This is a genomic window from Ruegeria sp. AE3 (assembly GCF_056542225.1).
This window is the reverse complement of sequence record NZ_JBQFZL010000005.1, coordinates 26,720-51,972: the sequence shown is the minus strand read 5'-3', so window position 1 is coordinate 51,972 and position 25,253 is coordinate 26,720. Positions and strand designations below refer to the sequence as shown.

Genomic DNA, 25,253 nt, shown 5'->3' with positions numbered 1-25,253 from the left:
TGGCGAAGACAAAGCAAAGCTGCGCCCAAAGGGCAACCCCAAGTCAGCCTTTCCCACCCAGATCTCGTAGGATTGGGCAATCGGGCCGGTCGTCCCCGGCGCAGGCGTCGATCAAGTGACTTAGCGTATCGCGCATGGCGTTCAGGTCTGCGATCTTGGTTTCGATCTGAACAAGATGGTCGCGTGCAACCTGTTTCACGTCGGCACTGGCACGGGTCTCATCTTCGTAGAGTGCCAGCAGGGTCCGGCAATCCTCGATGGTGAACCCAAGCGCCCGGGCGCGACCCAGAAAGTTCAGCTTATGCACGTCCTGGTCGCGAAACCGGCGATAGCCATTGTCGTCGCGCATTGGTTTGATCAGGTTAATGTCCTCATAATACCGGATCGTCTTGGCGGGCAGGCCAGTGCGGGCGGAAACATCTCCGATGTTCATGCGTGCACCTCTTTGGTGGCCGTACCTGATGTTTCCGGCAGGCTGGCGCGAATGCGGCGCAGGCGCAGCGCATTCGAGACCACAAAAACGCTCGACAGTGCCATTGCACCAGCCGCCAGTGCAGGGGATAGCAGATAGCCGCCAAACGGGTACAGCGCACCGGCAGCCACCGGTATCAGAAGGACATTGTATCCGAAGGCCCAGCCCAAATTCTGGCGAATATTCTTCATTGTCCGGCGGCTGATCTCGGTCGCATTCGCGACGCCCCGCAAATCACCGGACATGAGGACAACGTCGGCTGTTTCGATGGCCACATCCGTGCCGGTACCGATGGCGATGCCGATATCAGCCGCCGCAAGAGCGGGGGCATCGTTGATCCCGTCACCGACAAAGGCCAGCACTCCGAACCGGTCCCGCAAAGCCGTTATTGCATCTACCTTGCCATCAGGCAGTACCTCGGCAGTGACATGATCAATCCCCAGCCGGTCGGCCAGAGCCTGCGCCGTGCGCGCGTTGTCACCGGTGATCATGGCCACGGTTAGCCCCATTTGGTGCAACCGGTCCAGCGCCTCCACTGTGCCGGGCTTGATCGGGTCAGAAACGGACAAAGTGGCCGCCGCCTGCCCATCCAGAGCCACGAACAGAGGAGTTGCCCCTTGAGCGGCACGGGTTTCGGCCTCATCCGTCAGAGCTCCAAGGGTGATCCCACTCTGCTGCATCAACCGGTGCGACCCGATTAACACGTCGCGGCCTTCGACCAACCCTTGCAGGCCAAGCCCGGTAAGCGAACGGACATCCGATGCCTCTGGCAGTGTCGCGGGCCCCGCTCGGGTGATGGCGGAAGCGATCGGGTGTTCCGACCTTGCCTCAAGGGCTGCGGTCAGCCGTAGAACCTCCTCCCGGTCAAACCCCTTAGCCGTTGTCACGCTGTCCAGTTCGGGGCGCCCCAGCGTCAGGGTTCCGGTCTTGTCCAACGCGACGACGCGCGCCTGCTGAAGCTGTTGCAACGCATCCCCCTTGCGGAACAAAACGCCCATTTCTGCCGCACGCCCGGTGCCCACCATGATCGAGGTTGGGGTCGCCAACCCCATTGCGCAGGGGCAGGCGATGATCAGAACTGAAACACCTGCGACAAGCGCAAGGGGAAGGGCCGGGCTGGGGCCGAAGATCAGCCAGAGCGCGACGGTGATCACCGCAACAGCGATGACCGCAGGAACAAAGCGATAGGTAATCCGATCCACCAACCCCTGAATAGGCAGTTTCGCGCCCTGCGCCTGCTGCACCATACGAATGATCTGTGCCAGAGCCGTGTCGCCACCGACCCGGGTGGCGCTTACCCGTAGAGCGCCGGTGCCATTCACGGTGCCGCCGACAACAGGCGCTCCCACCGACTTGCCAACAGGCACAGGCTCGCCGGTGATCATGCTCTCATCAACGTAAGAGGTGCCTTCAAGCACTTCGGCATCCACCGGTACACGCTCGCCGGGGCGGATGTGCAGGATATCTCCGACAACGATTTCGGCGATTGGCCGGTCCTGTATCTGTCCGTCTAATTCGACCCGTGCGGTTTTTGGTTGCAAACCCACCAGTTTTCGGATCGCAGCCCCTGTTTTGCCTTTGGCGCGTGCCTCCATCAACCGGCCGAGAAGGATCAGAACCACGATCACCGCGGCCGCTTCGAAATAGACATTGGCCGTACCCTGCGGCAGCAGGTCGGGCGCGAAAGTGGCCGTGACCGAATACAGATAAGCCGCGCCGGTCCCAAGTGCTACCAACGCGTTCATGTCCGGCGTGCCCTGCATCAGCGACGGGATACCTTTGCGGTAAAACACACGGCCCGGTCCGATCAGCAGAGCCGAGGTCAGGGCAAATTGAATCAAATGGCTCGTCTGCGTTCCCATGGTCGCCTGTATCCAATGGTGGAAGGCGGGGATCACGTGCCCGCCCATCTCAAGAATGAATACGGGCAGGGCCAGTGCCGCTGCCAGTATTGTGGAACGAACCAGCCGCTGAATATCATTGTCTTCCCGGCTTTCTGGTCCGGCAACGCCTTGGATACGCGCAGGGTATCCAATTCCGGTAACAACCTGAGCCAGCGCCTCGGGCGTAGTTGCAGCTGTGGCGTAAGTCACCGAAGCCGTCCGAGTTGCCAGATTGACCTGCGCTTCGATCACGCCAGCGGTGGACGCCAACGCGCGCTCTATCTTGCCAACGCAGGATGCGCAGCTCATGCCCTCGATGCTCAGATCCGCATGACTTGTTTCAGCCGGATAGCCGGCTGCATCCAGCGCCGCAGTCAGGGACGAAACCGGCCCGTCAAATTCCACCTGCGCCGTCTTGGTCGCGAAATTGACCGAGGCCGCATCAACACCAGATACATTACGCAGCGCAGCCTCGACACGGCCCACACAGGACGCGCATCCCATGCCGGTGACTTTCAGTTCTGTCAGTGCTTTTTGCGCCATGCGACTCATCCCACGTGGTTTCTGCCCTCCAGATGGGGGTTCCAGTGACAGGAAGGTCAAGGGGGTCGCGGCAAAATTCTACGATCCCGGCCCGCGCATGTTACGCTCCATTAAGCGCTGATACAGGCGTGGTGACAGACGGTTGAGCCACCACGACATGTGTGCAACGCGTCCGACCGGGATCATGGGCTGCGATTTGTCCAGTCCGCGCAGGATCGCCACGGCGGCGCTCTCGGGGCTCATTTCGTCCATTCCGTCCTTGGCCGATCCGGGGCGCGCGGTTCCGTCGGGTTGCTCCATTGCGTTGTCAGGGTTGGTGGCCACAAAAGACGGCGCTGCAATCTGAACCTGAACACCATGTGGCTTTTCTTCGGATCGAAGCGATTTGAAAAAACCCTCAAGCGCGTGTTTCGAGGCTGCATAAGCCGTGCGATGGCAAAGCGGAGCGAAACCAGCCACCGACGAGATAGCCAGATGCGTTCCCTTTGACACGCGGAGAGGCTGCAAGAATGCACGAGCCATCTCAACGGCTGCAAAATAGTTGATATCGAACAGTGCACGGTGACTGGCCGTGTCAGCCTGATCAAACCCCCGAATTTGAGTAACCCCGGCGTTGTAGATGACCAGATCAATGCTGTCGCTTGACGTGATCGCCCTTTGAGCTGCGTTGGCGAGCTGTTCGGGGTCAGTCAGATCACAGGCAATTGGCAGTTGGTTCGGTTCTGTTTGCAGACCGGATACATCAAGATCCAACAGCACCACCCGCCACCCACGGGCTTGCAATGCGCGGCTTAGAGCCTGTCCCAAACCGCCCGCACCGCCGGAGATGACCGCGGTTTTCATAACCCGGCCTGCTGTTGCCAGAGCGCAAAAACCTCGGCGCTGGTTTTTTCGGGCACATAGCCGAATTCAGATTTCAGGGCGGAGTTGTCCAGAACTGGCCGATATTGAAGGAACCGTACCTGTTCCGGCCCATAGCGAGATAAACCCAGTGGGCGCGCTACGGCTAGGGCCGCTTTCAACACCCATGCGGGCAGGCGCAGAACCGGTTTTCCCAAGGCGCGGGCCAAGTCGGTCACGCCCATCGTGCCGTCACCGGCGACGTTGTAAATCCCGGCTGGCCCGTCGGTTGCTGCACGCTGAAGGATGCGTGCCAGATCCCGGGTCCAGATAAAGACAAACGGGCTGTCGCTGCCGGATACCGCCAGCAAACGTGGCTTGAGAAACAGGGCGGTGATCTGGTTTTCGGTTCCAGCCCCCAGAACCGTGCCCACGCGCAGAACAACCTGCTCAAGATCGGGGGCGGCGCTGCGGGCTTCGGCCAGAATCTGTTCGACCTGGCACTTGTGATCTGAATAAGGAAACTCGGGGTTGCCGCGCAATGAATCGCCCTCGCGCAACGGCACAGGATTGTCTGCATGATAGCCATAAGCGGCACCGGACGACGTAACGACCAATCTGCGCACTCCGTTTGCGATAGCGGCATTCACCACATTGCGCGTGCCTTCGACATCGACAGCATAGGCTACGGCGCGCGCCATCTTCGGTGGCGGCGTCACGACAGAAGCCAAATGCACAATCACATCCGGTTTCACATTGGCAATCACACGTGCAGGAGCGTCGGTAGTAACATCCATGGACAAAAATGAGACGTCTTCCGGCAGGTTATCCGGGCGTTTCAGATCGGTTGCAAAGACCTCGTGCCCCACAAATTCGGGTAACAGCGCTTGCCCGACCATCCCGGCAGCGCCGGTAATCAGGATGCGGGTCATCGTGCGGCCTCGGTTCGTGCCATGACCGACGCCAAAGCCAGGCCCGAGATAGCGTGCCATACTCCCCAGAATGCGGCGACCACGGCCATGCCGCCAAGACCGTTGAAAAATGCAAAGATTAGGACAAGCCCAAGTCCAGAGTTCTGAATTCCGGTCTCAATGGTGATGGCGCGGCGGTCAAAGGGGGACAGCCCGGTCAGAGTGGCCACAACCCAACCGCCCCCCAGCGCCAGGGCATTGTGAAGGATCACAAGCCCGGCAACAGCCCCGGCAAACCCAAGGAAAAACCCCCAGTTGGCAGCCAGAGCAAGTACGATAAACCCAGCAAAGATACCCATAGACAGAAGTTGCAGCGGTGCGCGTAACCGTGCCGTCAAGGCGGGAAGGCGTTGATTCAGCGTAATTCCCAGAACCAGCGGCAGGATCAGCATCAGACCGACCAGGATTGCGATCTGCATTGGGTCGATCTGGGTCTGTTGCAGGATTGCGCGGGTCGGTGGGTAAAGCCCGCCCCAAAGCGCAATGTTGAATGGTGTCATAAAGATTGCACCGATGGTGGCGAAGGCTGTCATCGACACCGAAAGCGCTGCATTCCCGCCCGCGCGGTGGGTGATGAAGTTCGAGATATTGCCCCCTGGGCAGGCCGCGACAAGGATCAGGCCAAGCGCAATTGACGGTTGCGGTGCGGTAATCCACACCATCACAAAGGTCAGCGCAGGCAGGACGACGAGTTGTGAAATCAATCCGACAACCACTGGTTTGGGCGCGCGCCTTAAACGGTCAAAATCCCGAGGCGTCAGGTCGATGGCAATCGAGAACATCACGATTGCCAGAATGGCATTCAACAGCGTCAGAGACGCCGGACTGAAATTCAGTGTGATCTGGTCAATGCCACTCATGCGATGGCCTTCCGCAGTCGGTCGATCCAGCCGGTGACAGCCTTTCTGTACGTATTCTTGTCCACGTAATAGGCCATGCGGGGCAGGTCGATATAGTTCATGCCTCCGGTGGCGCGCGCATAGTCTTTTTGCTTTTCTGCTTGCAGATCGGCTGCCACGGGGCAGCCGTGTCGAAGCCCCTTGATGTAGCGCGCCACCATCTCGGCCTGCTCGTGCCTGCCCTGCCAGCCCAGACCTGTGGCCTCGACCATGCCCAGCACGAACAGATCGTCCCGTTCGGGATGGATTGTGTTCAGATACAGATGCGGGGCATCGCCCTGCCAGTTCAGCAGGTCCTTGTCGATAAACGGGTAGTGCAGTTTGTATCCGGTCGCGGCGAGGATCATGTCATAGTCGTCGCAGGAGCCGTCCTTGAAATGCACGGTGTGGCCTTCCAGCCGTTTAATGTCCGGGCGGATTCTCAGATCGCCATGGCCTGCGTGATACAGAACCAGCGAATTCACCACGGGGTGGCTTTCGTACAGCCTGTAATCCGGTTTGGGAAAGCCGTACTTCTGCGGATCGCCGACAAACCAGCCAAGGATCAGGCTGTCGACCTTACGCTTCAGCCACATCGGCAGACGGATCTTTCCGCCCATTGTGTCAGCGGGTTTGCCAAAGACGTATTTCGGGACGAAATAATACCCTCGCCGCATCGACAGATCGCAGCGTTTCGCGTGATGGATCGCGTCCACTGCGATGTCACAGCCGGAATTACCCGCGCCCACAACCAACACACGCTTGCCGTCGAACTGACTGGGATACCGATATTGTGAGGCATGGATCAACTCGCCGTCAAACGTACCCGGAAAGCTGGGTACATTCGGTTCCGACAGGGTGCCGTTCGCAATGAGTACGCCGGCATATTTGGCCTGATGGTCGCCATCCTGATCCCGCCAGCACACGCGCCAACCGTCACCCGGATTGCCCAGCGGAGAGACTTGAGTGACTTCTGCATGGAATTTGTAATTCTCACGCAACCCGAAACGATCCGCAAATGCGCGGAAATAGTCGCGCATCGCCCGGTGCGAGGGGTACTCGGCGACCGCGTCATCCATGGGGAAATCCGCAAATTCGGTCATGCGTTTGGACGAGATCAGGTGCGCCGACTCGTACATGGTTGATCTTGGGGCATCGATATCCCACAGACCGCCCACATCCGAATGCAACTCAAACCCCTGGAATGCGATCCCCTGTTCTTTCAGCACCTTGGCCGCGGCCAAACCCATTGGTCCCGCCCCGATCAGGGCGAATTCGTCGCGCGTTTCTGTCATGAACCCTCCCAAAGTTCGTGAGGTTTAAATTGAACGAACGACCAAAATAAGGCAAGATGAAATTCATGACGCTGAAAAACGTAGAAAAACCAAGACAAAGGGCACCGTCCAAGCGGTCTTTGGAAACCAAAGCGCGGATCATGGATGCCGCCGAAACAGTCTTTGCTGAACGCGGATTCGAAGGTGCGTCGATCCGCGATATCGCTGCGCTTGCAGGCGTTCAGGTTGGCCTTGTTCATCACCATGGCGGCGGCAAGGAGGAGCTGTTTTTTCGCGCCATAGCACGTCGTGCTGGCAAGCTGGCACAGATCAGAACCGATGCGCTGAACAGGGCCAAAGGGGCGGGTCCACTGACACTGCGCGGAATCTTGGACAGTTTTATCCGGCCTTATGTGGAACTGGCAGAAACAGGCGGTTCGGGATGGATGGCCTATGGGCGCCTTGTGGCGCATGTCTCGGTCGATCCCCGCTGGCGCGATGTCGCGGCAGAGTGTTTCGATCCGACCGCCCGGCTTTTTATCGACGAAATCGCTGCTCTTTATCCAGATGTTGACCCTGCGCTGCTGGCCAGCGGCCAGGTCTATTCCGTTTCGGCAATGCTGGCGCATCTCAACAGTGGCTGGCGGGTCGGGGCCCTGTCGCAAGGCGGCAGGGTGTCAGAAGTGGAACGCCTGATCGATTTTTGTGCAGCCGGTATCGAAGCGATGGTTCAGACCAGTCGAGGTTGAACGCGCGGCATTGCTATTGCTGCAAATGGTTGAACAGGATGGTGCTGAACACAGAAGGTGGTGATGTTCGGACGGCGCTAGGCGAAGCAAAAAAACCAAACATCATTATCATAAGGATCAGGGCCGCTCCGGCAAGGCACGCCGCAGAAAGCTGAAAGACCGAACGAACCATTGGCTTATTCCCTGTTTATACTCAATAAAATCTGTGGTGTCTTACGCGTCACGAGAGCTTTGACAGCTCTTGTTTCAGCCTTTCATTTTCAGCCTGCAACTGCGCGAGTTGCTGGCCCAAACTGTTCAGATGCGGTCGCAGTTCGGCTTCGGTGAAACGCGGCGTGATGTGGCGCGGGCAGTTCCAGTCAAGCGCCTCAACACGTATGATCACCGCCCGCTCTGCAGGGGCTTCGGCCTCTTCTGGATACAAGCTGGCAGCGGCGGCTTGACCCTCCGTGAATTCGACACGCCCCAGGATCTTTAAACGACGTTGATTGGCGTAATCCATCAGGATCAACGCGACCCGATCGTTGCCGTCCAGATTCCCGCGCGAGATATACTGTTTGTTACCCGAAAAATCGGCATATCCGATGGTTTGGGGCCCCAGTACTTTCAGAAACCCGACCGGCCCGCCGCGATACTGCACATAAGGCCAGCCTGTTTCAGACACCGAGGATTGATAAAACCCGTCGCGCGCCTGAATGAACTGTTTTTCCGGCTCGCCGAACAAATGGCCCTGTTGCGGGCCACTTTCAATGAATTTGGCATAGGTTTTTGCCGATCCCATCCGCTCCTGATGGGCACGGACGGTAGGGGTGAAGGTCAGTTCGGAAAACGCACGCGGCACGGTATGTCCTTTCAAAGACCCAGATCAGAAAGCCCGAGATGGTCATCGGGGCGTTCACCCAATGGCCAATGGAACAAGCGGTCGCTTTCGGCTATGGGGTGATCGTTCAGCGAGGCATGCCGATGCGACATGCGCCCGTCTTCGGCAAATCCCCAATTCTCGTTGCCATAAGACCGGAACCACTGACCGCTATCGTCGTGCCACTCGTAAGCGTAACGAACGGCGATGCGATTACCGGTAAAGGCCCAGAGTTCCTTGATCAGTCGATAGTCCAGCTCCTTGTGCCATTTACGGCTTAGGAAGGCGTGAATTTCGCCATGTCCTGACAGAAATTCCGCCCGGTTACGCCACTGACTGTCATCTGTGTATGCGGGGGTGACGCGGTCGGGATCGCGGCTGTTCCAGGCGTTTTCGGCCATGCGTACTTTTTGTGTGGCAGTTTCGAACGTGAAGGGGGGAAGTGGGGGGCGGGACATGGTGCAGGGGGCTTTCAGGTCAGAGAGGCGGCAAGGATGGCCAGTGTCAGAAGAAATGGAACGTACTGAGGGGGGAATATGCTGGCGCGACGTTTCATCGGTCAAATCCTCTGGTGTACTGATCGGTTAACTTTCTAATAAAGTGTACCGATCTGTTAACTTTTGCAAGGGGAAAAGCAGAAAATTTCCCGCGCGGTTTAAGGCGAGCCATGAATTCTAATGAAAACAATGAGTTGTGTTAGGCCGGTTGTACTTCATGTTTCGGGGTAATATGTACAGAACGGTACACCATGGAGCCGAATCATGCGTCCAAACAAACGGGATGAACTTGTCAGCAAAGCCCTGAAGGTTTTTTACCGCGACGGGTTTCACGCGACCGGCATGGATAAGCTGGTGACCGAAACGGGCGTGTCGAAAACGTCGATGTACAAACATTTCCGCACCAAGGAAGACCTGATCGTAGCCGCTCTGCGCCTGCGGGATGAGAATTTTCGCGAGTGGTTCTATCGGCGCATCGAAGAGATGGCAGAAACACCGGCCGAGCAACTCATCGCTAGTTTTGATGCCTTGAAGGAATGGTTCGAGGAGGATGGGTTCCGGGGCTGCATGTTCATCAAGGCCGGGGCTGAATATCAGGATACAGATCATCCGATCCATGTGCAGGCTGCCGAACATAAGCAGCTGTTGCTGGAGCATTTCACGTCCGTCGCTGAACAGGCTAGTGCGCGTGATCCTCAGAAACTCGCCAGCCAGATCGTGTTGTTGCAGGAAGGGGCAATCGTGTCCGCGGTTTTGCTCAAGAATTGTGATCCTGCGGAAGACGCCAGGGATGCAGCACAGCAATTGCTGGCATTGGCGCTGAGTTAATTTCCTTAAAAACAAGCAGGTTCTTTTAGTTACTTAGCAAAGAAACGTTGCGTTGTTCGAAGTCGGAACGCCACGTCACGTGGATTGGCGGGAATCGGGCCGACCGTTAGGCTTTTGCGAAAGACTGTTTGGAGAGCCTTTGATGTCACTTTTCACTTCGACCGCGGCATGGGTCACCGACGAACACCGCATGTTCGCGGATATGGCTGGCCGGTTCATGGATGACGAACTGTCGCCGAATATCGAAACCTGGGTTGAAAACGGGGCCGTTGATCGCGACTTCTGGCGCAAAGCGGGTGAAACCGGCCTGATGGCTGGTGCAATCCCCGAAGAATATGGCGGCGTCGGCGGTGGTATGGGCTTTGACGCCATCACCGCGTACGAACAGGGCGCACGGGGCGACGCCGGCTGGGGCTATGGTATTCAGTCGATCGTGACCCATTATCTTACCGCTTATGGCAGCGAAGATCAAAAACGGAAATGGCTGCCCAAACTGGCTTCGGGCGAAATGGTCGGTGCACTTGCCATGACGGAACCCAGCACCGGCTCGGATGTTCAGGCTGTGCGCACAACGGCCGAGAAAGACGGAAACTCCTACCGGCTGAATGGCTCGAAAATCTTCATCACGAATGGCCAGACGGCGGATCTGATCATCGTGGCCGCCAAGACTGACAAGTCCGAGGGCGCGCGGGGTGTGTCATTGATCGTGGTCGAAACCGAAGGGGCCGAGGGGTTTCGCAGGGGGCGCAACCTCAAAAAACTGGGGATGAAGGGCAACGACACGGCCGAGCTGTTTTTTGAAGATGTCAAAGTACCGATGACGAACCTGCTGGGGGCTGAGGAAGGTCAGGGGTTTTATCAGCTGATGAAGCAACTGCCATGGGAACGGCTGAATATCGCGATCATGGCGCTGGGTTCGATCGATTTTGCCATTGCCGAAACGGTAAAGTACGTGCAGGAGCGCAAAGCGTTCGGTCAGCGGGTGATGGATTTCCAGAACACGCGTTTCAAACTTGCAGAATGCAAGACCAAGGCCGAGGTTCTGCGCAGTTTCGTCAATGACTGTATCGGCAAACTGGAGGCAGGCGAACTGGACGCGGCCACCGCCTCGATGGCCAAATACTGGGGCTCGGAGGTGCAGAACGAAATCATGCACGAGTGCCTGCAACTGTTCGGCGGATACGGTTTTATGATGGAGTACCCAATTGCCCGTCTCTACGCAGACGCCCGCGTGCAGATGATTTACGGCGGCACCAACGAGGTCATGAAAGAGGTGATCGCACGGTCGCTTGACGTTTGAAGGTATCCGGGCGGCCTCTTGCCTGATGTCATCATTCCTGACGGAATGCTCGCTTCTGTTGGACCTCGCAGGCCCGTGCTTGCGGGGTTTTTTCGTTGTTGACCCGACCACAGTTGCCCACTTGCAAAGGACGTGCAGCGGTATGATGATCCGCCGAAAAGACTCAGAGGTCTGACGTGAACGATCCCGAACAAGCCTTGTGGCGGACTACATGTACCGAAGCAGTCACTGCTCTGCCGCTGAGCAGTGACAAAACTGTCGATCTGGCCATTATAGGTGGCGGATATACCGGGTGTTCAGCTGCCTTGACGGCAGCCCGTACCGGCGCTTCGGTCTGTTTGCTTGAAGCGCAGAAGATCGGGTTTGGCGGGTCAGGGCGCAATGTCGGTCTGGTCAATGCCGGGCTGTGGCTGCCACCGGATGAGATCCGCGCGCATATCGGTGCAGAGGCTGGTGATCGCCTGATCGATCTGCTGGGCAAAGCACCGTCAGACGTTTTTTCCCTGATCGAAGAACACGGCATCACATGTGAGCCCATTCGCAACGGAACCCTGCATTGCGCGCATTCCGCCTCGGGCCTGAAGGACCTGCAAACGCGACATGCGCAGCTAAGCGGGTCTGGCGCGCCGGTAGCGCTGCTGTCGGCGGATCAGGCCCGTGACCGGACCGGCAGCGATGCTTTTCATGGGGCGTTGTTCGACCCTCGCGCAGGAACAATACAACCCTTGGCTTATGTCATGGGATTGGCGCGTGCCGCGTCTCAGGCCGGGGTGCAGATCCATGAACAAAGCGCGGTGCAGACCCTTCGGCACGAAGGTGGGCAATGGGTGTTGACCACACCGAGCGGGACTGTAAGGGCCAAGTCCGTCATTCAGGCAACCAACGCCTATCACCTTGGCTTGCCAGATACTGCGCCTGCCTATGTTCCCGTTTATTACTTTCAATACGCTACGGCCCCGCTGTCGCATAATCTGCGCGCCAGCATTCTGCCGCAGGCAGAAGGATGCTGGGATACCGGGCTGATCATGACGTCCTTCCGGCTGGATCAGGCGGGGCGGATGATCATTGGCGGCATGGGTGATCTGGGGAATGCAGGACGCAGCGCGCATACCGGATGGGTCCGACGCAAACTGGCTGAGCTTTATCCTCAGCTTGCCGATCAGCCGTTTGAACAGGGTTGGCACGGGCGGATTGCCATGACCTCGGACCATATCCCGAAAATCACGCAGATTGGCCCCAACGCTCTGGCCGCGCACGGATATTCCGGCCGTGGTATCGGCCCTGGCACGGTGTTCGGGCGAATGATGGCCGAAAGTCTTCTTGCAGGTGAGCTTTCGCTTTTGCCCGTTCCTGCGGTGCATGAGCATCGCGAAAGCTGGACGCGCGTGCGCCGCGCCTTTTTTGAATCCGGCGCGGCGCTGACGCATCTGATAAAGGCGCGGATCTGAATTCAGACCGAGCGGGTAATGCCACCATCAACCCGGATATTCTGCCCGGTGATGTAGCCACCGCCTTCGGATGCCAGCAGGGCCACGACCGAGGCGACCTCGTCATAACTGCGCCCATAGCGCCCCATGGGAATGCGAGCGCGGAATTCTTCTTTTTCGGGCAGGCTGTCAATGAAACCGGGCAGGATGTTGTTCATGCGGATGTTTTCGGCAGCGTATTTGTCCGAGAACAGTTTGGTGAACGCGGCCAGCCCGGCGCGAAACACACCTGAGGTCGGGAAAACCGGGTCAGGTTCGAATGCAGCGAAGGTCGAGATATTGATGATCGATCCACCGCCCTGCGCCTGCATGATCGGTGTCACAAGCCGCGTGGTGCGGACCGCATTCATAAAGTAGACGTCCATACCGGTGTGCCAATCCTCGTCCGTCAACTCAAGGATCGGAGCACGGGGGCCGTGGCCGGCGGAATTGACCAAGACGTCAATGCGCCCCCAATGGGCCATGGCCGCATCAACAAGCTTTTGCAGATCCACCGTGGACTGGTTCGAGCCGGTTACACCGACGCCTCCCAACTCATGCGCCAGCGCTTCGCCCTTGCCCGAGGATGACATAATCCCGACCTTGAAACCGTCTGCGGCCAGCCGCCTCGCGGAATCCGCGCCCATGCCGCTGCCGCCTGCTGTGATGAGTGCTACTTTCTCCATCTGAGATCTCCGTTTTGATTTGGTTTCAGGATGGCGAATGATTTGCGGTTTGACCAATCAGTTTTGTTGAGTACTCGTGACCGTGTCCGCAGCCGAACCTGGCCCGGGTCATGCGCAGCTGACGGCTGTCTCAGGTCTGAAGGGACGTTGCGATGGCTTCTATCCGGCCGCGTAACCAGCGATGGGCGGGGTCATTGGTCGATCTTTGATGCCAGACCATATAGATGGACACAGGCGGGCAGGCGAAAGGTAACGGTGCGCAATCCAGCGCGGCAAGTGGGCCCTGTTTCATCAGTGCCGTATCTGTCGAGATCAGGTCGCTGCCCTGCACAAAGGCCGGGATCGCGTTGAAATGCGGCAGGGTTACAACCGCAGGATTGATCTGGCTTTGATCAACGCCGCGCATCACGGCACGGGCGTTTCGGCCATCGGCAAATCGCACCTCGACATGGTCGCTGTGGCAATAGTCCTGCCAGCTGCCCGGTGGTCGGCGTTGCGTCGAGTCGTAGAACACCATCAGCGGGCTTTCGATCAGTCTTTTCTGGAAAATATCTGGTCCGTCGGGCGGCAGCGGGGTCAGCATCAACTGGCACCGGTCGCTGCGCAACAACTCGGGATCGGGCACACCCGATGGGATGAATTCCAACCGCAGGCGCGCGCCTTCGGCGCGGGTGTGACGCAGCAGCTGTGGAAAGATCAGCTCTCGTGGCATGTCATTAGTGGCAATGCGGATGTTGATCTGTTCCGACAACGGATCGAACGGTCGGCCGTCGGTCAGCGCGCGCATCCCGTCCAGCACCTTTTGCGCAGGCTCTTTCAGGGACAGGGCGCGTTCGGTAGGCGTCAGACCCTGACCTGAACGAACAAAGAGCGGGTCGCCCAGAACCTGCCGTAGTTTGGCCAGTGTATGACTGATCGCAGATTGCGTAACCCCCAGCCGATCTGCGGCTTTCGAGACCGAGCTTTCCTCGAGTATCGTCAAAAAAATGCGTAGAACCTTGCCATCAAGGTCAGTGAAATCAATTTTGCTCATACTATTTATGATTAATCATGAATGGTATTGCTGTCCATGGCGGGGTACGGGACGGGCATCAACAGGAGATATTCGATGGGGATCCGTCTATTCTCGGACAAAAACCGGCCCGTTCATATGGGCGGTTACCCGCTGGAGCGTTTGGCCCGGCAAAATGACATGCCGGATCTGTCGCTTGTGCCCCCTTTGGCCGAGCTGAGTTTCCGCCGACCGGAACACCCTGACAGCATCGTCAATGCGATGGGTGAGTTTCAGGCGATGATGGACGCCATCCGCGACGGAATGGTGAACCCGGTTGCCTCGGAGATTCCATCGAACCCGCAGGAACGGGCCAACCACATTAAAGCATTCGGCTATTTCAACGATGCGTCGATGATGGGGTGCGGACCGCTGCCATCTGATGCGCTGTTGCCCGAGGCCCGCCGCAATCCCGATATTGACCGGCTTGCCCACGCTTTGCGCACCCGTCAGACCAAAACGCTGGCATCCGGGATCGACGTCATCATGGCTGATCTGAAAGACAGTATGGAGGCCGCGCCCAAGCCAATCGACAGCCATCGGCACAGCATTGTCTTTCTTTACGAACACAACCGCGACCCCGACCTGTCCGAACCCGGAGCTGATTGGATTGTCGACGCCCAGGATCATCGTGCCTGTCTGCTGGCGACCGAGAACGCGGTGGTCATCGCCAATTACATCCGCCTTTTGGGCTTTGACGCGCGGGCGCACAGCATGATGTCGACCGACGTTGATTTGGGCAAGCTGGCGGTTGCCGCTGGGCTGGCTTCGGTCGAGAATGGCGAGGTCGTCGTGCCCTGGCTGGGCAAGCGCTTTGGTTTGGCCGCTGTGACGACTGAGATGCCGATCGCCCATGACAAACCGCTCAAGCCTATGGCCGATCAGCCCTGGTTCCGGACGCAGGGGCCGGCATGGTGGTTGGGAACGGGCTTTGCCAAGAACGCCCTCAACCGTGACCCCTATGCCAAGCGGCGCTATGTGGACGGGGCACATCCGTTTGAGAAACTCAAACGGGTCGAGACACCTACGACCTTTATTGACGAAGAGAATGTCGCTCGCGTGCCCAAGCGTGCGGATATGTTTGCCCGGGCGCAGTTTGGAGATATGGGCAAGTCGCTACAGGACGCGGCCAAAGGTGGGTACTACGTACGCAAGGCAGCACCGAGTTTTGCCCAACGCCGCGCTTTGGGTGCGTTTGTGCTGTTGCAGGACGGTGAAAGCGCTGACGCGTCCAAGCAATCTGACGCGCAACGCAACGCAGCAAACTTCAAGGCTGCGACTTATTTTCTGGGGGTCGATGCGGTGGGTCTCAGCCGCTGCCCGGAATGGGCCTGGTATTCCCATGACGCGACCGGCGAAGAAATCGTACCGCCCCATGATCAGGCCGTCAGCATGATCATCGATCAGGGATATGAGACTATGGAGGGTGCCAGCGGCGACGACTGGATCAGCGTCGCTCAATCGATGCGCGCCTATCTGAGATTCTCCTTGCTGGGTGGCGTGATTGCTCAGCAGATCCGCAATCTGGGCTACAAAGCCAAGGCGCACACGGTGATGGATGGCGAAGTTCTGCAACCTCCGCTTTTGTTGCTGTCCGGTCTGGGCGAAGTCAGCCGGATCGGCGAAGTGATCCTGAACCCCTATCTGGGGCCCCGCCTGAAATCAGGCGTGGTGACCACCGATATGCCGATCGCGCATGACAGGCCCATTGATTTCGGTCTGCAAAGCTTTTGTGAGTCTTGCAACAAATGCGCGCGCGAATGCCCATCGGGCGCGATCACGGCTGGGCCAAAGCTGATGTTCAACGGCTATGAAATCTGGAAATCCGACAGCCAGAAATGCGCGACCTACCGCGTGACCACTCCGGGCGGCGCGATGTGCGGGCGGTGCATGAAGACCTGCCCCTGGAACCTTGAGGGTATCTTCAAGGAACGCCCGTTCCGCTGGGCCGCGATGAACATCCCCTCTGCGGCGCCTGCATTGGCCAAGCTGGATGATGCGGTTGGCAATGGCGGTCTGAACGACACCAAGAAATGGTGGTGGGATATCGAGTTGCAGCCCGACGGGGCGTATCGGCCAACAACACACCCTTTGAACCGGCGCGATCTGCAAAAGGATCTGGACCTTAGATACGAGGATCAGACATTGGCGGTCTACCCGGCCTATTTGGCCCCGCACCCTTGGCCCTATCCGTTTGCAATGGATCGCGAGGCAGGAATTGCCGCCTATGAGGCTTTGGTGACAGCCAAAGAGTACAAGGCGCGCAAAGCTGCGGGGGATATGTCGATCATTCATCGCTATCAGGTCGCAGGTGATGCGCCGGTGATGAGGGTCGCTGTGACTAAGGTCGACAAGATGACCGCTGACATCACCAAGTATGAATTTGCCTCCCTTGACGGTGCGCCGCTTCCGGAATGGTCCGCAGGCGCGCATCTGGATGTGCTTATCGCGCCAGAGTTCCTGCGACAATACTCCATGTCCGGCGACCCGTCAGAACGGGGAACCTATCAGATCGGTGTTCTGTGCGAGGATGAAGGGCGGGGTGGCTCGGCATTGCTGCACCGAATTTTCAACGTAGGGCGCAAGGTTTTCATATCGAAACCGATCAACCATTTCGAACTGGACGAAGAGGCGTCCAGAACCATTTTGATGGGGGGTGGTATCGGTATCACTCCGATGATCGCATTTGCTCATCGCCTGCATGCATTGGGCATGGATTTCGAGTTGCACTACTCGGCCAGGACGCGGGGCGGTGCGGGGTATCTGGATGATCTGGCGGGGATGCCCTGGGCGAACCGCGTCCACTACCATTTCTCGGATGAAGGCACGCGCGCTGATCTGGATGCGATCCTTTCGGGGTATCAGCAGGGATGGCACGTCTATACGTGCGGGCCTGATCGGTTCATGGATGGCGTCATGCAGGCGGCCGAACATCAGGGTTTCCCCGAAGAGGCCCGACATCTTGAATATTTCTCTGTCCCGGAAACCCCGGAATACGAAAATCACCCATTTACCCTGAAACTCGCGCGTTCTGGTAGAACGCTGCCGGTGCCCGCAGACAAGGATGCCGCGCAGGTTCTGAACGAGGCGGGTTTCCACGTGGATGTGAAATGTGCCGATGGTATCTGTGGTGTGTGCAAATGTGGTGTCCTTTCGGGCGAGGTCGAGCATCGGGATTTCGTGCTGTCCAAAAAGCAGCGCCAAGGGGCCATGATTCTGTGCCAAAGCCGCGCTGTGGCGCCGGATGGTGTGATCGAGCTCGATCTGTAAGCATGGTCAGAAAGCGACCTTTGGACGGTGAAATTTGGTCGCTCGGCCCATGGACGTCAGGTGGGTGGTGAATTAACGTCGCCCGGAACCCAGATATCCCTGACCAACAGGTGCGAGGTAGCATTATGGATTATCACAGCCCCGCCAGCTTTGCCGAGGCTTCGGCTCTGGCCGCAAATGCGACGGGCATCACGCGCTTTCTGGCGGGCGGCACTGACGTATTGGTGCAGCTGCGCTCGGAGTTGGTGACGCCTGATACGCTGATCGACATCAAGAAAATCAACGGTGTACACGACATCACCCGCAACGCTGATGGAAGCTGGACGTTGGGAATTGCCGCAACCGGTGCCGAAATGAGCGAGCATCCAGAGTTGGGTCGTGACTGGCCCGGTGTGGTCGAGGCGATGGACCTGATCGGATCAACCCAGGTGCAGGGGCGCGCAACACCGACCGGTAACCTGTGTAACGGCTCACCTGCGGCTGATTCCGTGCCCGCCATGGTCGCAGCTAGTGTGACCGTCACCGTGACCGGTCCGGACGGTACTCGCGAAGTCGCGGTCGAGCATATTCCGACCGGCCCCGGCAAAACCTCGCTGGCCAAAGGCGAGCTGATCTCGGCGGTCAATATCCCGGCACGTGGAGAAAACGGCGGCGATGCCTATCTGCGGTTCATCCCCCGCACCGAAATGGACATCGCTGTGGTTGGCGTTGGCGTGAACCTGCGTCTTGACGGCGACACCATCACCGAGGCCCGTGTATCACTGGGCGCTGTGGCCCCGACCGTTCTGCTGGTCGAAGACTGTGCCAAGGCCATTATCGGCAGCACGCTGGATGATGCAGCCCTGGAAGCGCTGGCCGCCGCCGCCTCTGCCGCCTGTAACCCGATTGACGACAAGCGCGGCACGATCGCGTTCCGTACCGAGGTCGCAGGCGTTCTGGCCAAGCGCGCCGCAAAAATTGCTTATGCCCGCGCGAAGGGAGAAGACGCATGAAAAAGTTCCACGTAACCACCACCGTGAATGGCGATGCGGTCGAATACCTGTGTGATCCGCGTGAAACCCTGCTGGATTGTCTGCGTGACAAGTTGAACCTGACAGGCGCGAAAGAGGGGTGTGGCACCGGCGATTGCGGCGCATGCTCGGTCACCGTTGATGGCCGTCTGGTCTGTTCATGTCTGATGCTGGGTGTCGAGGCCGAGGGTAAGCAGATCGAAACCGTCGAAGGCATTGCCGACGGTGATATTCTGCATCCGCTGCAAAAGAAGATGATCGAATACGCCGCCCTGCAATGCGGCATCTGCACGCCAGGCATTCTGGTGGCGGCCAAGTCTCTGCTGGAGAAAAACCCGAACCCGACCGAGGAAGAAACGCGGTATTGGCTGGCAGGCAACCTCTGCCGTTGTACTGGATATGACAAGATCATTCGCGCCGTGATGGATACGGCGGCTGAGATGCGGGAGGCGTCGTAATGGCTCTGGACGATCGTAAATCAGATTTCACTTTTGTCGGCACCCGCCCCAACCGCCCGGACGGTCTGGACAAGGTGACAGGTCGCGCCAAATTCGGTGCGGATGCCTACGCCCCGGGAATGCTGCATGGCGCGATCCTGCGCTCACCTCATGCTCATGCGCGGATTGTGAAGATCGACGCGTCGAAAGCCGAGGCGCATAAGGATGTCAAAGCTGTTGTAACGCGTGCCGACTTTGCTGACGTGCCGTTCAAACCCGGTCTGGAAGGCGAATTCTATAACGTTCTGGAAAACGTTATGGCCGGTGAGAAAGCGCTATATGACGGGCACGCGGTTGCAGCGGTTGCTGCGACTTCGGCATTGGCGGCTCGTGACGCGCTCAAGCTGATCGAGGTCGAGTACGAAGTGCTGCCCCACGTCACCGATGTGGATAAGGCGATGGCACCGGATGCGCCTGTCATCCGCGAAGGAGCTGCGGATTATTCCGTGCCGGAAGGAATGCACCCGAACGTTGTCCGCTACCATGAAAGCGGTCACGGCGATGTCGAGGCCGGATTTGCCGAAGCTGATCTGGTCATCGAAGACAGTTTCGTCACCGAAGCGACGCATCAGGGTTATATCGAACCGCACGCTTGTTTGGCCATATTGGGTAATGACGGTAAGGGTGAGTTGTGGTGCACGACGCAGGGGCATTGGATTGCGCAGAAAACCTGTGCCGCGCTTCTGGGGATCGAAACCTCGCAGTTGCGTGTCACTGCGTCTGAGATCGGCGGAGGGTTTGGCGGTAAGACAACCGTTTTCATCGAACCCGTCGCATTAGCGCTCAGCCGTAAGGCCAATCGCCCGGTCAAGCTTGTGATGACCCGGTCCGAGGTGTTCCGGGCTACTGGTCCGACTTCGTCTGCCTCGATGGACGTCAAAATCGGCATGAAGAAAGACGGCACGATCTCGGCGGCTCAGGGCATCTTCCGCCTTCAGGGCGGAGCCTTTCCCGGCGCGCCGGGCGACATGACTGCCATGTGTGCCTTTGCGCCGTACAACCTGACCAACGTCAAGCAGATCGGCTATGACGTTATGGCCAACCGCCCAAAGCAGGCAGCGTACCGCGCGCCGGGTGCACCGATGGGTGCCTTTGCGGTCGAGTCGGTGATTGACGAGTTGTGCAACAAGCTGGGTCTCGACCCCGTTGAGGTACGCCTGAAAAACGCCGCGCATGAGGGCACGAAGGCCAGCTATGGACCGACCTACGAGCGCATCGGTCTTGTCGAAACGCTAGAAGCAGCCAAGGCGCATCCTCATTATTCGGCTCCGCTGAAGCCGGGGCAGGGGCGCGGTATTTCCTGTGGCTTCTGGTTCAACCATGGTGGCGAGACCAGCGTGTCGCTTGCCTTGTCCGAGGATGGCTCGGCTCAGGTGATGGTCGGAACGCCTGATATCGGTGGTTCGCGCGCATCGATGGCCCTGATGGCGGCCGAGGTTCTGGGCATCCCGTATGAGAATATCCGGGTGACCATCGCCGATACGGCCACACTGGGCTACAATGACGTAAGCCATGGCTCTCGCGTGACCTATGCGTCAGGGCTGGCAACTATCAAGGCTGCGAGGCACGCGGTCGAGAAACTGTGCGAACGGGCTGCGGCCAAATGGGGCATCCCGGTTGATGCGGTGAAATGGGAAAACGGCTGTGCGGTGCCCTCAGGCCCGAATGCAGGCGATTTCGATCCGATGCCGCTGGCCGATATCACCGCTGATATGGGCCGAACCGGTGGTCCGATCTCGGGCCATTTCGAGGCAACCCCCGAAGGTGCTGGCGTGTCCTTTGGCACCCACATCGTCGATGCCGAGGTTGACCCGGAAACCGGTAAGACCAGTGTGACCCGCTACACGGTCATTCAGGACGCGGGCAAAGCGATCCACCCGACCTATGTCGAAGGCCAGTATCAGGGCGGTGCCGCGCAAGGTATCGGCTGGGCCCTGAACGAGGAATATATCTACGGCGAAGACGGTCGATTGCAGAACTCGATCTTTCTCGACTACCGCATCCCGGTGGCCAGCGACCTGCCGATGATCGACACCGTGATCGTCGAGGTTCCGAATCCGGGCCACCCATTTGGAGTTCGCGGTGTGGGCGAAACGGGTATCGTGCCGCCACTGGCCGCCATCGCCAACGCTGTGTCCAACGCGGCTGGCGTGCGAATGAAGCGGCTGCCGATGTCGCCGCCACGCATTCTGGCCGCTCTCAAGGGCAATGGTTGAGGTTCACCTCTGGTCCGGCCTCCGGTCACTGACCGGGGGCCAGCAGGTGGTTGAGGTCGAGGCCAAAACCACCGGAGAGTTGCTGCGTGCGCTCGTGCGTGCGTATCCGCAGCTTCAAGCACCCATCGACGCTGGCGTATCTATCGCTGTCGACGGGCGCGTGATCGCGACCGGGCTGACCGAACCGATTCCCGAAGGCAGTGAAGTCTATTTGATGCAAAGACTGAGGGGCGGTTAAGCGTCAGGCGACCAAGGCTCGCGCCCGACCATTCGGTCTGCCTCGGCCGTGATATCGTTCATGTGTTGTTCGAGACTCAAACGCAGCGTTTCTATTTCGTCTTCGCTGGCTTTCCGAGGAACTGTTTCTGTCCATTCCCGGCACAGAAATACCCCCTCGTTACCCCATGGCCGGGGCATCAAAAGATGATCCCATGTTCCTGCTTCGCGCCCATGTTTCGCCGAAAAGGTAATACCAAAAACACGTTTACCCGATGTTCGCGCCCAAACCAGAGGAACCGTCGACAAAACCCGCTCTGGCCCACGGGGGCCGTCCGCCGCTATGCCAATGGATATCCCCTGTTTCATTTTGCCTAATACCTGTCGCGACAGGGCGACATGGCGTGCCTTGCTGGCCATGGCAATGGTGTCCATTCCAAACAACTTTTGCACGCGACCCACCATGCTGCCAGCCCGCGCAGAAGATGTAATCGAACAGATGCGCCCCTTGTCCAGCGGGAAAAAATAAGGCGACTGCACCAGCCGTTGATGCCAGAGAACAACGATGACCGGCTCACCCTGTTCGGCCAACTGGTCCAGTTCTTCATAGCCGATGCGCTGCCAACGTGTGTTGCGGTGTACCAGCCGAATATAATTTGCAATCCGACGCGCCACCCAGTTTAGCACAGCTTCGCTGTCTGCAATCTTCTTACGGAGGTTCACGCCGGGTTCCTTCTGCTAACCGGTCCTTGTCTTAGCGCACCACGCATTTTGCGCAACTTGTTTGTCCGGACATTTCGTGGATCGGAATCTGAAAAAGCCTCTTGAGTCCGCCGCGCGGCTGGCATATCTGGGGCTCACTACAGGGGTATAGCTCAGTTGGTAGAGCGACGGTCTCCAAAACCGTAGGTCGCGGGTTCGAACCCTGCTGCCCCTGCCATTGAAATTGTCCGAATACTAAGTTGTGATTTCCAAGGATGAACGGGTTTCAGCCTTTGAGTTCGCTATACCTGTCTTCAGCTATTTCGCGCTTGGATCAATACTAGTCGCAGCATTGGCTTCGACAACACTGCTACAATGACGCGAGGCCATCGTGACCTGTTGTTATCTTTTGTTGGCACCTGTTTTTTCGTGCGGGCGTACCGCATCCAGTTTTTCAGCCCACATATTCTGATATTCTTGAAACACCGCTGGTTTGTCTGAGTGGAGCGCCATCAATGCACACGCGGCCCACATAGCGACATCGTAATCCGAGTCGGTCTTTTTCAGTAATTGCGCATTCAGTGCAGCGGCTTCTGATGTCGAAGGTTTATGCATTGCCATCGGACCCCTTGTGCCAACTGATACTGTTATTTGCAATCGTCCTGTCACGGACATTCCCAAAACCGACAGGTATCACTATGTGGGTAGTACAGTGAATGGGCTGGAAACAAGGCGTTAACGTGTCGTTAACTTTTTGCTGGGGTTCTTGTCCATAAGAGTGTTCATGTGACCGGTTCAAAGGTGAACTAAATCACAGACCAATCACTAGAATCCCGCTTTACTTACAACTGTTACGAGTTGGCGCTCACGTTCGGTACATGACGCTGTTTTGTTTTTCCCTCCTGTGGCCGGGGCGCGCTTGTGGTTGAGCGCGCCCTTCCTATGTCCGAATAACTAGGTTGCCGTCGATGCCGGTTCTGAGGCGGTAATCGAGGTTTCCTTGGGTGGGCGATTGACTTATTGTCCGGCCACGACGCAATCAGCCGGATGAGGATATATGTCGCGTTTTGATGGATATTTTCTGCGGCAATTGCTGGTTTTATTCGGCTTCTTCACCCTCGTCCTGGTGGGTGTCTTCTGGATCACCCGTTCTGTCAGCCTGTTTGACAAAGTCATCAGCGGTGGCCAGTCCGCTATGGTGTTTCTTGAATTCACCGCGCTTACCCTGCCAACGCTTGTTCGTACGGTTATGCCGATGGCGGTATTTGCGGCTGCCGTCTATGCGACCAACAGATTGAGTCGCGAAAGCGAGATGACAGTGATGCTGGCAACCGGGTCAAGCCCGTGGCGACTAGCGCGGGCCGTTGTTTTGTTCGGTGTGATCACCGGTCTGATGATGGCTGCCATCAGTGTGTTCCTGCGCCCTGCATCGGTCCAACAATTGGAATACCGGCAAGCCGAAGTAGCAGGAGATGTGACAGCGCAGTTGTTGAATGAAGGCGAATTTCTGCACCCCGCCGAAGATGTTACGGTTTACATCGGTGGCATCGATTTGGACGGTACGTTGCACGAGGTGTTCGTATCCGATCGGCGCGACCCGGAAAACGCAGTCAGCTATTCCAGTGTGACGGCCTATCTGGTCAATAACGACGCGGGAATTCATCTGGTGATGGTCGACGGGGTGGCGCTGCGCCTGAACAAGGCGGGCAGGGTTCTCTCCTCGACCCTGTTTCAGGACGCATCATACGACATTTCGCAACTGACGAACGCAAGCCCGTTGACGAACCGCAGCCTCGAAGCCATTCCGACCTCTGATCTGATCCTCAACCGGGATACGATTTCAGAAACCGAGGGGTTCAGCCAGGGTAAATTGATCGAAGAACTGCATCAGCGATTTTCCTGGATAGCCATTTGCATCGCCGTGTCGCTGGCGGGGTATTCAACCCTGATGCTGGGCAGCTTTTCACGGTTTGGATTGTGGCCTCAGATTTTGGGTGCCTTTACCATTCTTGTGCTGCTTGAAGGCGTACGCGGGTTTGTGTCCCCGGTTGTGATCGATGACCCGAAGCTTTGGGCACTGCTTTACCTTCCTGCCGTTATGGGTGTGTTGATCTCGTGCTGTTTTCTGCTTGTCGCAGGTCGTCCGCTATTGCGGAAACGTGCGCGCGGGTCCGAGGTCATCCCAACACCCGCTTGATTTCAGGTTCGAAGTTCTTTCAGACAACAACGAATGTCGTCGAATTCTTCGCGATCGCCACGGGCGACCAAATACATCGGCAACGGCAGGCTTACACTGTCTTCGACCCGTTCGAGCGCACCCGAAGCCAGATGTTGCGAAATGACGTAGTCGGGGAAGTAGCCGCATCCGCCTCTTTGCAGGACATATCGTAGCGCCATCATGCAATTGCCAAGAAACAAGGTCTGCCCTGAGGCACGTCGCGCAGCCGATCTAACGTGATCTTGGTAGATCTCTCCAAGTTCAAGATTGACGAAGACCAAATCGTTTTCTGCCGTTGCTGCTTGCGGGGTTCTGACGAGGGTTAGAAGCTCCGGTTCCAGTTCGTGATAGGTGACGCGTCGGTCTGATGGCGTTTCATGCGTGATCGCCACGTCCAGCACATGGGTCGCCACAGCTTCAACCATGTTCAGATCGTGATCGTAATTCAGTGTCAGCAGCAGTTTGTCAAAGCGCTGTTCGAACCGAACAGCCAGATCCACGAGCAAAGGGTCCCAGATGCTGAGCTGACCACCTAACCGCAGCGCCGGACGGTTCTGTGTCTGCAACGGTAAATCGCGCGACGCGAAGGCCCAAAGGGACAATATTTGTTCTGCATACGGTTTGAATTGTCTGCCAAACTCGGTCAACGCCGTACCACCGGCGCCGCGGGTAAACAGTGGTCTGCCGGTTTCTTCTTCGATCAGATGAATGCGCGCGCTGACGGCCGTTTGAGTCACATTCAGCTTACGGGCAGCGGCATGAAAACCACCCGTTTCTGCCACACATAGAAAGGTTTCCAAAGCTTTGGTTCGCATATCGAGAGTATT

23 protein-coding genes and 1 tRNA gene are annotated in these 25,253 nt (G+C 57.9%); 11 read left to right on the top strand and 13 right to left on the bottom strand.

The window, feature by feature from the left end:
* Positions 1-43: 43 nt before the first annotated feature.
* The 6 genes from cueR to ACR0NZ_RS11635 all read right to left on the bottom strand — a co-directional run bounded on the left by cueR (position 44) and on the right by ACR0NZ_RS11635 (position 6,882).
* Entirely contained in the window at positions 44-433 is a 390-nt protein-coding gene (cueR, locus tag ACR0NZ_RS11660; RefSeq protein WP_209504709.1) for a Cu(I)-responsive transcriptional regulator, read from the bottom strand.
* Positions 430-2,898: a heavy metal translocating P-type ATPase gene (locus ACR0NZ_RS11655; RefSeq protein WP_480519069.1), complete on the bottom strand. Its 2,469-nt coding sequence runs from the start codon at positions 2,896-2,898 to the stop codon at positions 430-432. The genes cueR and ACR0NZ_RS11655 overlap by 4 nt, the downstream gene beginning before the upstream one ends.
* A 78-nt stretch (positions 2,899-2,976) precedes the next feature.
* The gene (locus ACR0NZ_RS11650; RefSeq protein ID WP_480519067.1) at positions 2,977-3,741 is read right to left on the bottom strand and encodes an SDR family NAD(P)-dependent oxidoreductase; all 765 of its coding nucleotides are present in this window, start codon (positions 3,739-3,741) and stop codon (positions 2,977-2,979) included.
* Complete coding sequence (locus tag ACR0NZ_RS11645; RefSeq protein WP_480519065.1) at positions 3,738-4,670, bottom strand: SDR family oxidoreductase; 933 nt, start codon at positions 4,668-4,670, stop codon at positions 3,738-3,740. The genes ACR0NZ_RS11650 and ACR0NZ_RS11645 overlap by 4 nt, the downstream gene beginning before the upstream one ends.
* A complete protein-coding gene (locus ACR0NZ_RS11640; protein WP_480475601.1) occupies positions 4,667-5,569 on the bottom strand; it encodes a bile acid:sodium symporter family protein in 903 nt (300 codons plus the stop codon). Before ACR0NZ_RS11640 ends, ACR0NZ_RS11645 begins: the two co-directional genes overlap by 4 nt.
* Positions 5,566-6,882, bottom strand: coding sequence for a flavin-containing monooxygenase (locus tag ACR0NZ_RS11635; protein WP_480519063.1), 1,317 nt, complete (start codon positions 6,880-6,882; stop codon positions 5,566-5,568). The genes ACR0NZ_RS11640 and ACR0NZ_RS11635 overlap by 4 nt, the downstream gene beginning before the upstream one ends.
* Positions 6,883-6,947: 65 nt before the next feature.
* Here ACR0NZ_RS11635 and ACR0NZ_RS11630 point away from each other — a divergent pair, with 65 nt between their 5' ends.
* On the top strand, positions 6,948-7,610 hold the full coding sequence (locus ACR0NZ_RS11630; protein ID WP_480519061.1) for a TetR/AcrR family transcriptional regulator: 663 nt from the start codon (positions 6,948-6,950) through the stop codon (positions 7,608-7,610).
* A gap of 220 nt (positions 7,611-7,830) precedes the next feature.
* Here ACR0NZ_RS11630 and ACR0NZ_RS11625 read toward each other — a convergent pair whose 3' ends face one another.
* Both ACR0NZ_RS11625 and ACR0NZ_RS11620 read right to left on the bottom strand, forming a co-directional pair.
* On the bottom strand, positions 7,831-8,451 hold the full coding sequence (locus ACR0NZ_RS11625) for a pyridoxamine 5'-phosphate oxidase family protein (RefSeq protein WP_480519059.1): 621 nt from the start codon (positions 8,449-8,451) through the stop codon (positions 7,831-7,833).
* A gap of 11 nt (positions 8,452-8,462) precedes the next feature.
* Complete coding sequence (locus tag ACR0NZ_RS11620; protein WP_480519057.1) at positions 8,463-8,927, bottom strand: nuclear transport factor 2 family protein; 465 nt, start codon at positions 8,925-8,927, stop codon at positions 8,463-8,465.
* 303 nt (positions 8,928-9,230) lie between these two features.
* Here ACR0NZ_RS11620 and ACR0NZ_RS11615 point away from each other — a divergent pair, with 303 nt between their 5' ends.
* From ACR0NZ_RS11615 to ACR0NZ_RS11605, 3 genes are all read left to right on the top strand, one after another.
* Entirely contained in the window at positions 9,231-9,794 is a 564-nt protein-coding gene (locus ACR0NZ_RS11615) for a TetR/AcrR family transcriptional regulator (RefSeq protein ID WP_480519055.1), read from the top strand.
* 142 nt (positions 9,795-9,936) lie between these two features.
* Positions 9,937-11,094 carry an acyl-CoA dehydrogenase family protein gene (locus ACR0NZ_RS11610; RefSeq protein ID WP_480482138.1) on the top strand — a complete coding sequence of 386 codons (1,158 nt, stop codon included), beginning with the start codon at positions 9,937-9,939 and terminating at the stop codon, positions 11,092-11,094.
* A 176-nt stretch (positions 11,095-11,270) separates the two neighbouring features.
* Complete coding sequence (locus ACR0NZ_RS11605; protein WP_480519053.1) at positions 11,271-12,542, top strand: NAD(P)/FAD-dependent oxidoreductase; 1,272 nt, start codon at positions 11,271-11,273, stop codon at positions 12,540-12,542.
* A gap of 2 nt (positions 12,543-12,544) precedes the next feature.
* On the opposite strand, the gene ACR0NZ_RS11600 is transcribed toward ACR0NZ_RS11605, so the two are convergent.
* Positions 12,545-13,246, bottom strand: coding sequence for an SDR family oxidoreductase (locus tag ACR0NZ_RS11600; protein ID WP_480487665.1), 702 nt, complete (start codon positions 13,244-13,246; stop codon positions 12,545-12,547).
* 130 nt (positions 13,247-13,376) lie between these two features.
* Positions 13,377-14,279, bottom strand: a complete 903-nt coding sequence (locus tag ACR0NZ_RS11595) for a LysR family transcriptional regulator (RefSeq protein ID WP_480519051.1) — start codon at positions 14,277-14,279, stop codon at positions 13,377-13,379.
* Between the two features lie 75 nt (positions 14,280-14,354).
* Between ACR0NZ_RS11595 and ACR0NZ_RS11590 the strand changes: the two genes are divergently transcribed.
* The 5 genes from ACR0NZ_RS11590 to ACR0NZ_RS11570 all read left to right on the top strand — a co-directional run bounded on the left by ACR0NZ_RS11590 (position 14,355) and on the right by ACR0NZ_RS11570 (position 21,528).
* A complete protein-coding gene (locus tag ACR0NZ_RS11590) occupies positions 14,355-17,567 on the top strand; it encodes a reductive dehalogenase (RefSeq protein ID WP_480519049.1) in 3,213 nt (1,070 codons plus the stop codon).
* A gap of 125 nt (positions 17,568-17,692) precedes the next feature.
* Positions 17,693-18,559: an FAD binding domain-containing protein gene (locus tag ACR0NZ_RS11585; protein ID WP_480493673.1), complete on the top strand. Its 867-nt coding sequence runs from the start codon at positions 17,693-17,695 to the stop codon at positions 18,557-18,559.
* A complete protein-coding gene (locus ACR0NZ_RS11580) occupies positions 18,556-19,035 on the top strand; it encodes a (2Fe-2S)-binding protein (RefSeq protein ID WP_209504694.1) in 480 nt (159 codons plus the stop codon). The genes ACR0NZ_RS11585 and ACR0NZ_RS11580 overlap by 4 nt, the downstream gene beginning before the upstream one ends.
* Positions 19,035-21,290, top strand: coding sequence for a xanthine dehydrogenase family protein molybdopterin-binding subunit (locus ACR0NZ_RS11575; protein ID WP_480519047.1), 2,256 nt, complete (start codon positions 19,035-19,037; stop codon positions 21,288-21,290). The genes ACR0NZ_RS11580 and ACR0NZ_RS11575 overlap by 1 nt, the downstream gene beginning before the upstream one ends.
* On the top strand, positions 21,283-21,528 hold the full coding sequence (locus ACR0NZ_RS11570) for a MoaD/ThiS family protein (RefSeq protein WP_480519045.1): 246 nt from the start codon (positions 21,283-21,285) through the stop codon (positions 21,526-21,528). The genes ACR0NZ_RS11575 and ACR0NZ_RS11570 overlap by 8 nt, the downstream gene beginning before the upstream one ends.
* On the opposite strand, the gene ACR0NZ_RS11565 is transcribed toward ACR0NZ_RS11570, so the two are convergent.
* Positions 21,525-22,229, bottom strand: coding sequence for a lysophospholipid acyltransferase family protein (locus ACR0NZ_RS11565; RefSeq protein ID WP_480506017.1), 705 nt, complete (start codon positions 22,227-22,229; stop codon positions 21,525-21,527). The genes ACR0NZ_RS11570 and ACR0NZ_RS11565 overlap by 4 nt on opposite strands.
* Positions 22,230-22,370: 141 nt before the next feature.
* Here ACR0NZ_RS11565 and ACR0NZ_RS11560 point away from each other — a divergent pair.
* Positions 22,371-22,446: transfer RNA gene (locus tag ACR0NZ_RS11560), tRNA-Trp, on the top strand.
* A 164-nt stretch (positions 22,447-22,610) separates the two neighbouring features.
* Here ACR0NZ_RS11560 and ACR0NZ_RS11555 read toward each other — a convergent pair.
* Positions 22,611-22,823: a hypothetical protein gene (locus ACR0NZ_RS11555; RefSeq protein WP_480493678.1), complete on the bottom strand. Its 213-nt coding sequence runs from the start codon at positions 22,821-22,823 to the stop codon at positions 22,611-22,613.
* 442 nt (positions 22,824-23,265) lie between these two features.
* Here ACR0NZ_RS11555 and lptF point away from each other — a divergent pair, with 442 nt between their 5' ends.
* Complete coding sequence (gene lptF, locus ACR0NZ_RS11550; RefSeq protein WP_480519043.1) at positions 23,266-24,405, top strand: LPS export ABC transporter permease LptF; 1,140 nt, start codon at positions 23,266-23,268, stop codon at positions 24,403-24,405.
* Positions 24,406-24,407: 2 nt separating this feature from the next.
* Here the strand turns inward: lptF and ACR0NZ_RS11545 are convergent, their stop codons facing one another.
* Positions 24,408-25,241, bottom strand: coding sequence for a LysR family transcriptional regulator (locus tag ACR0NZ_RS11545; protein ID WP_480519041.1), 834 nt, complete (start codon positions 25,239-25,241; stop codon positions 24,408-24,410).
* Between the last annotated feature and the right edge of the window lie 12 nt (positions 25,242-25,253).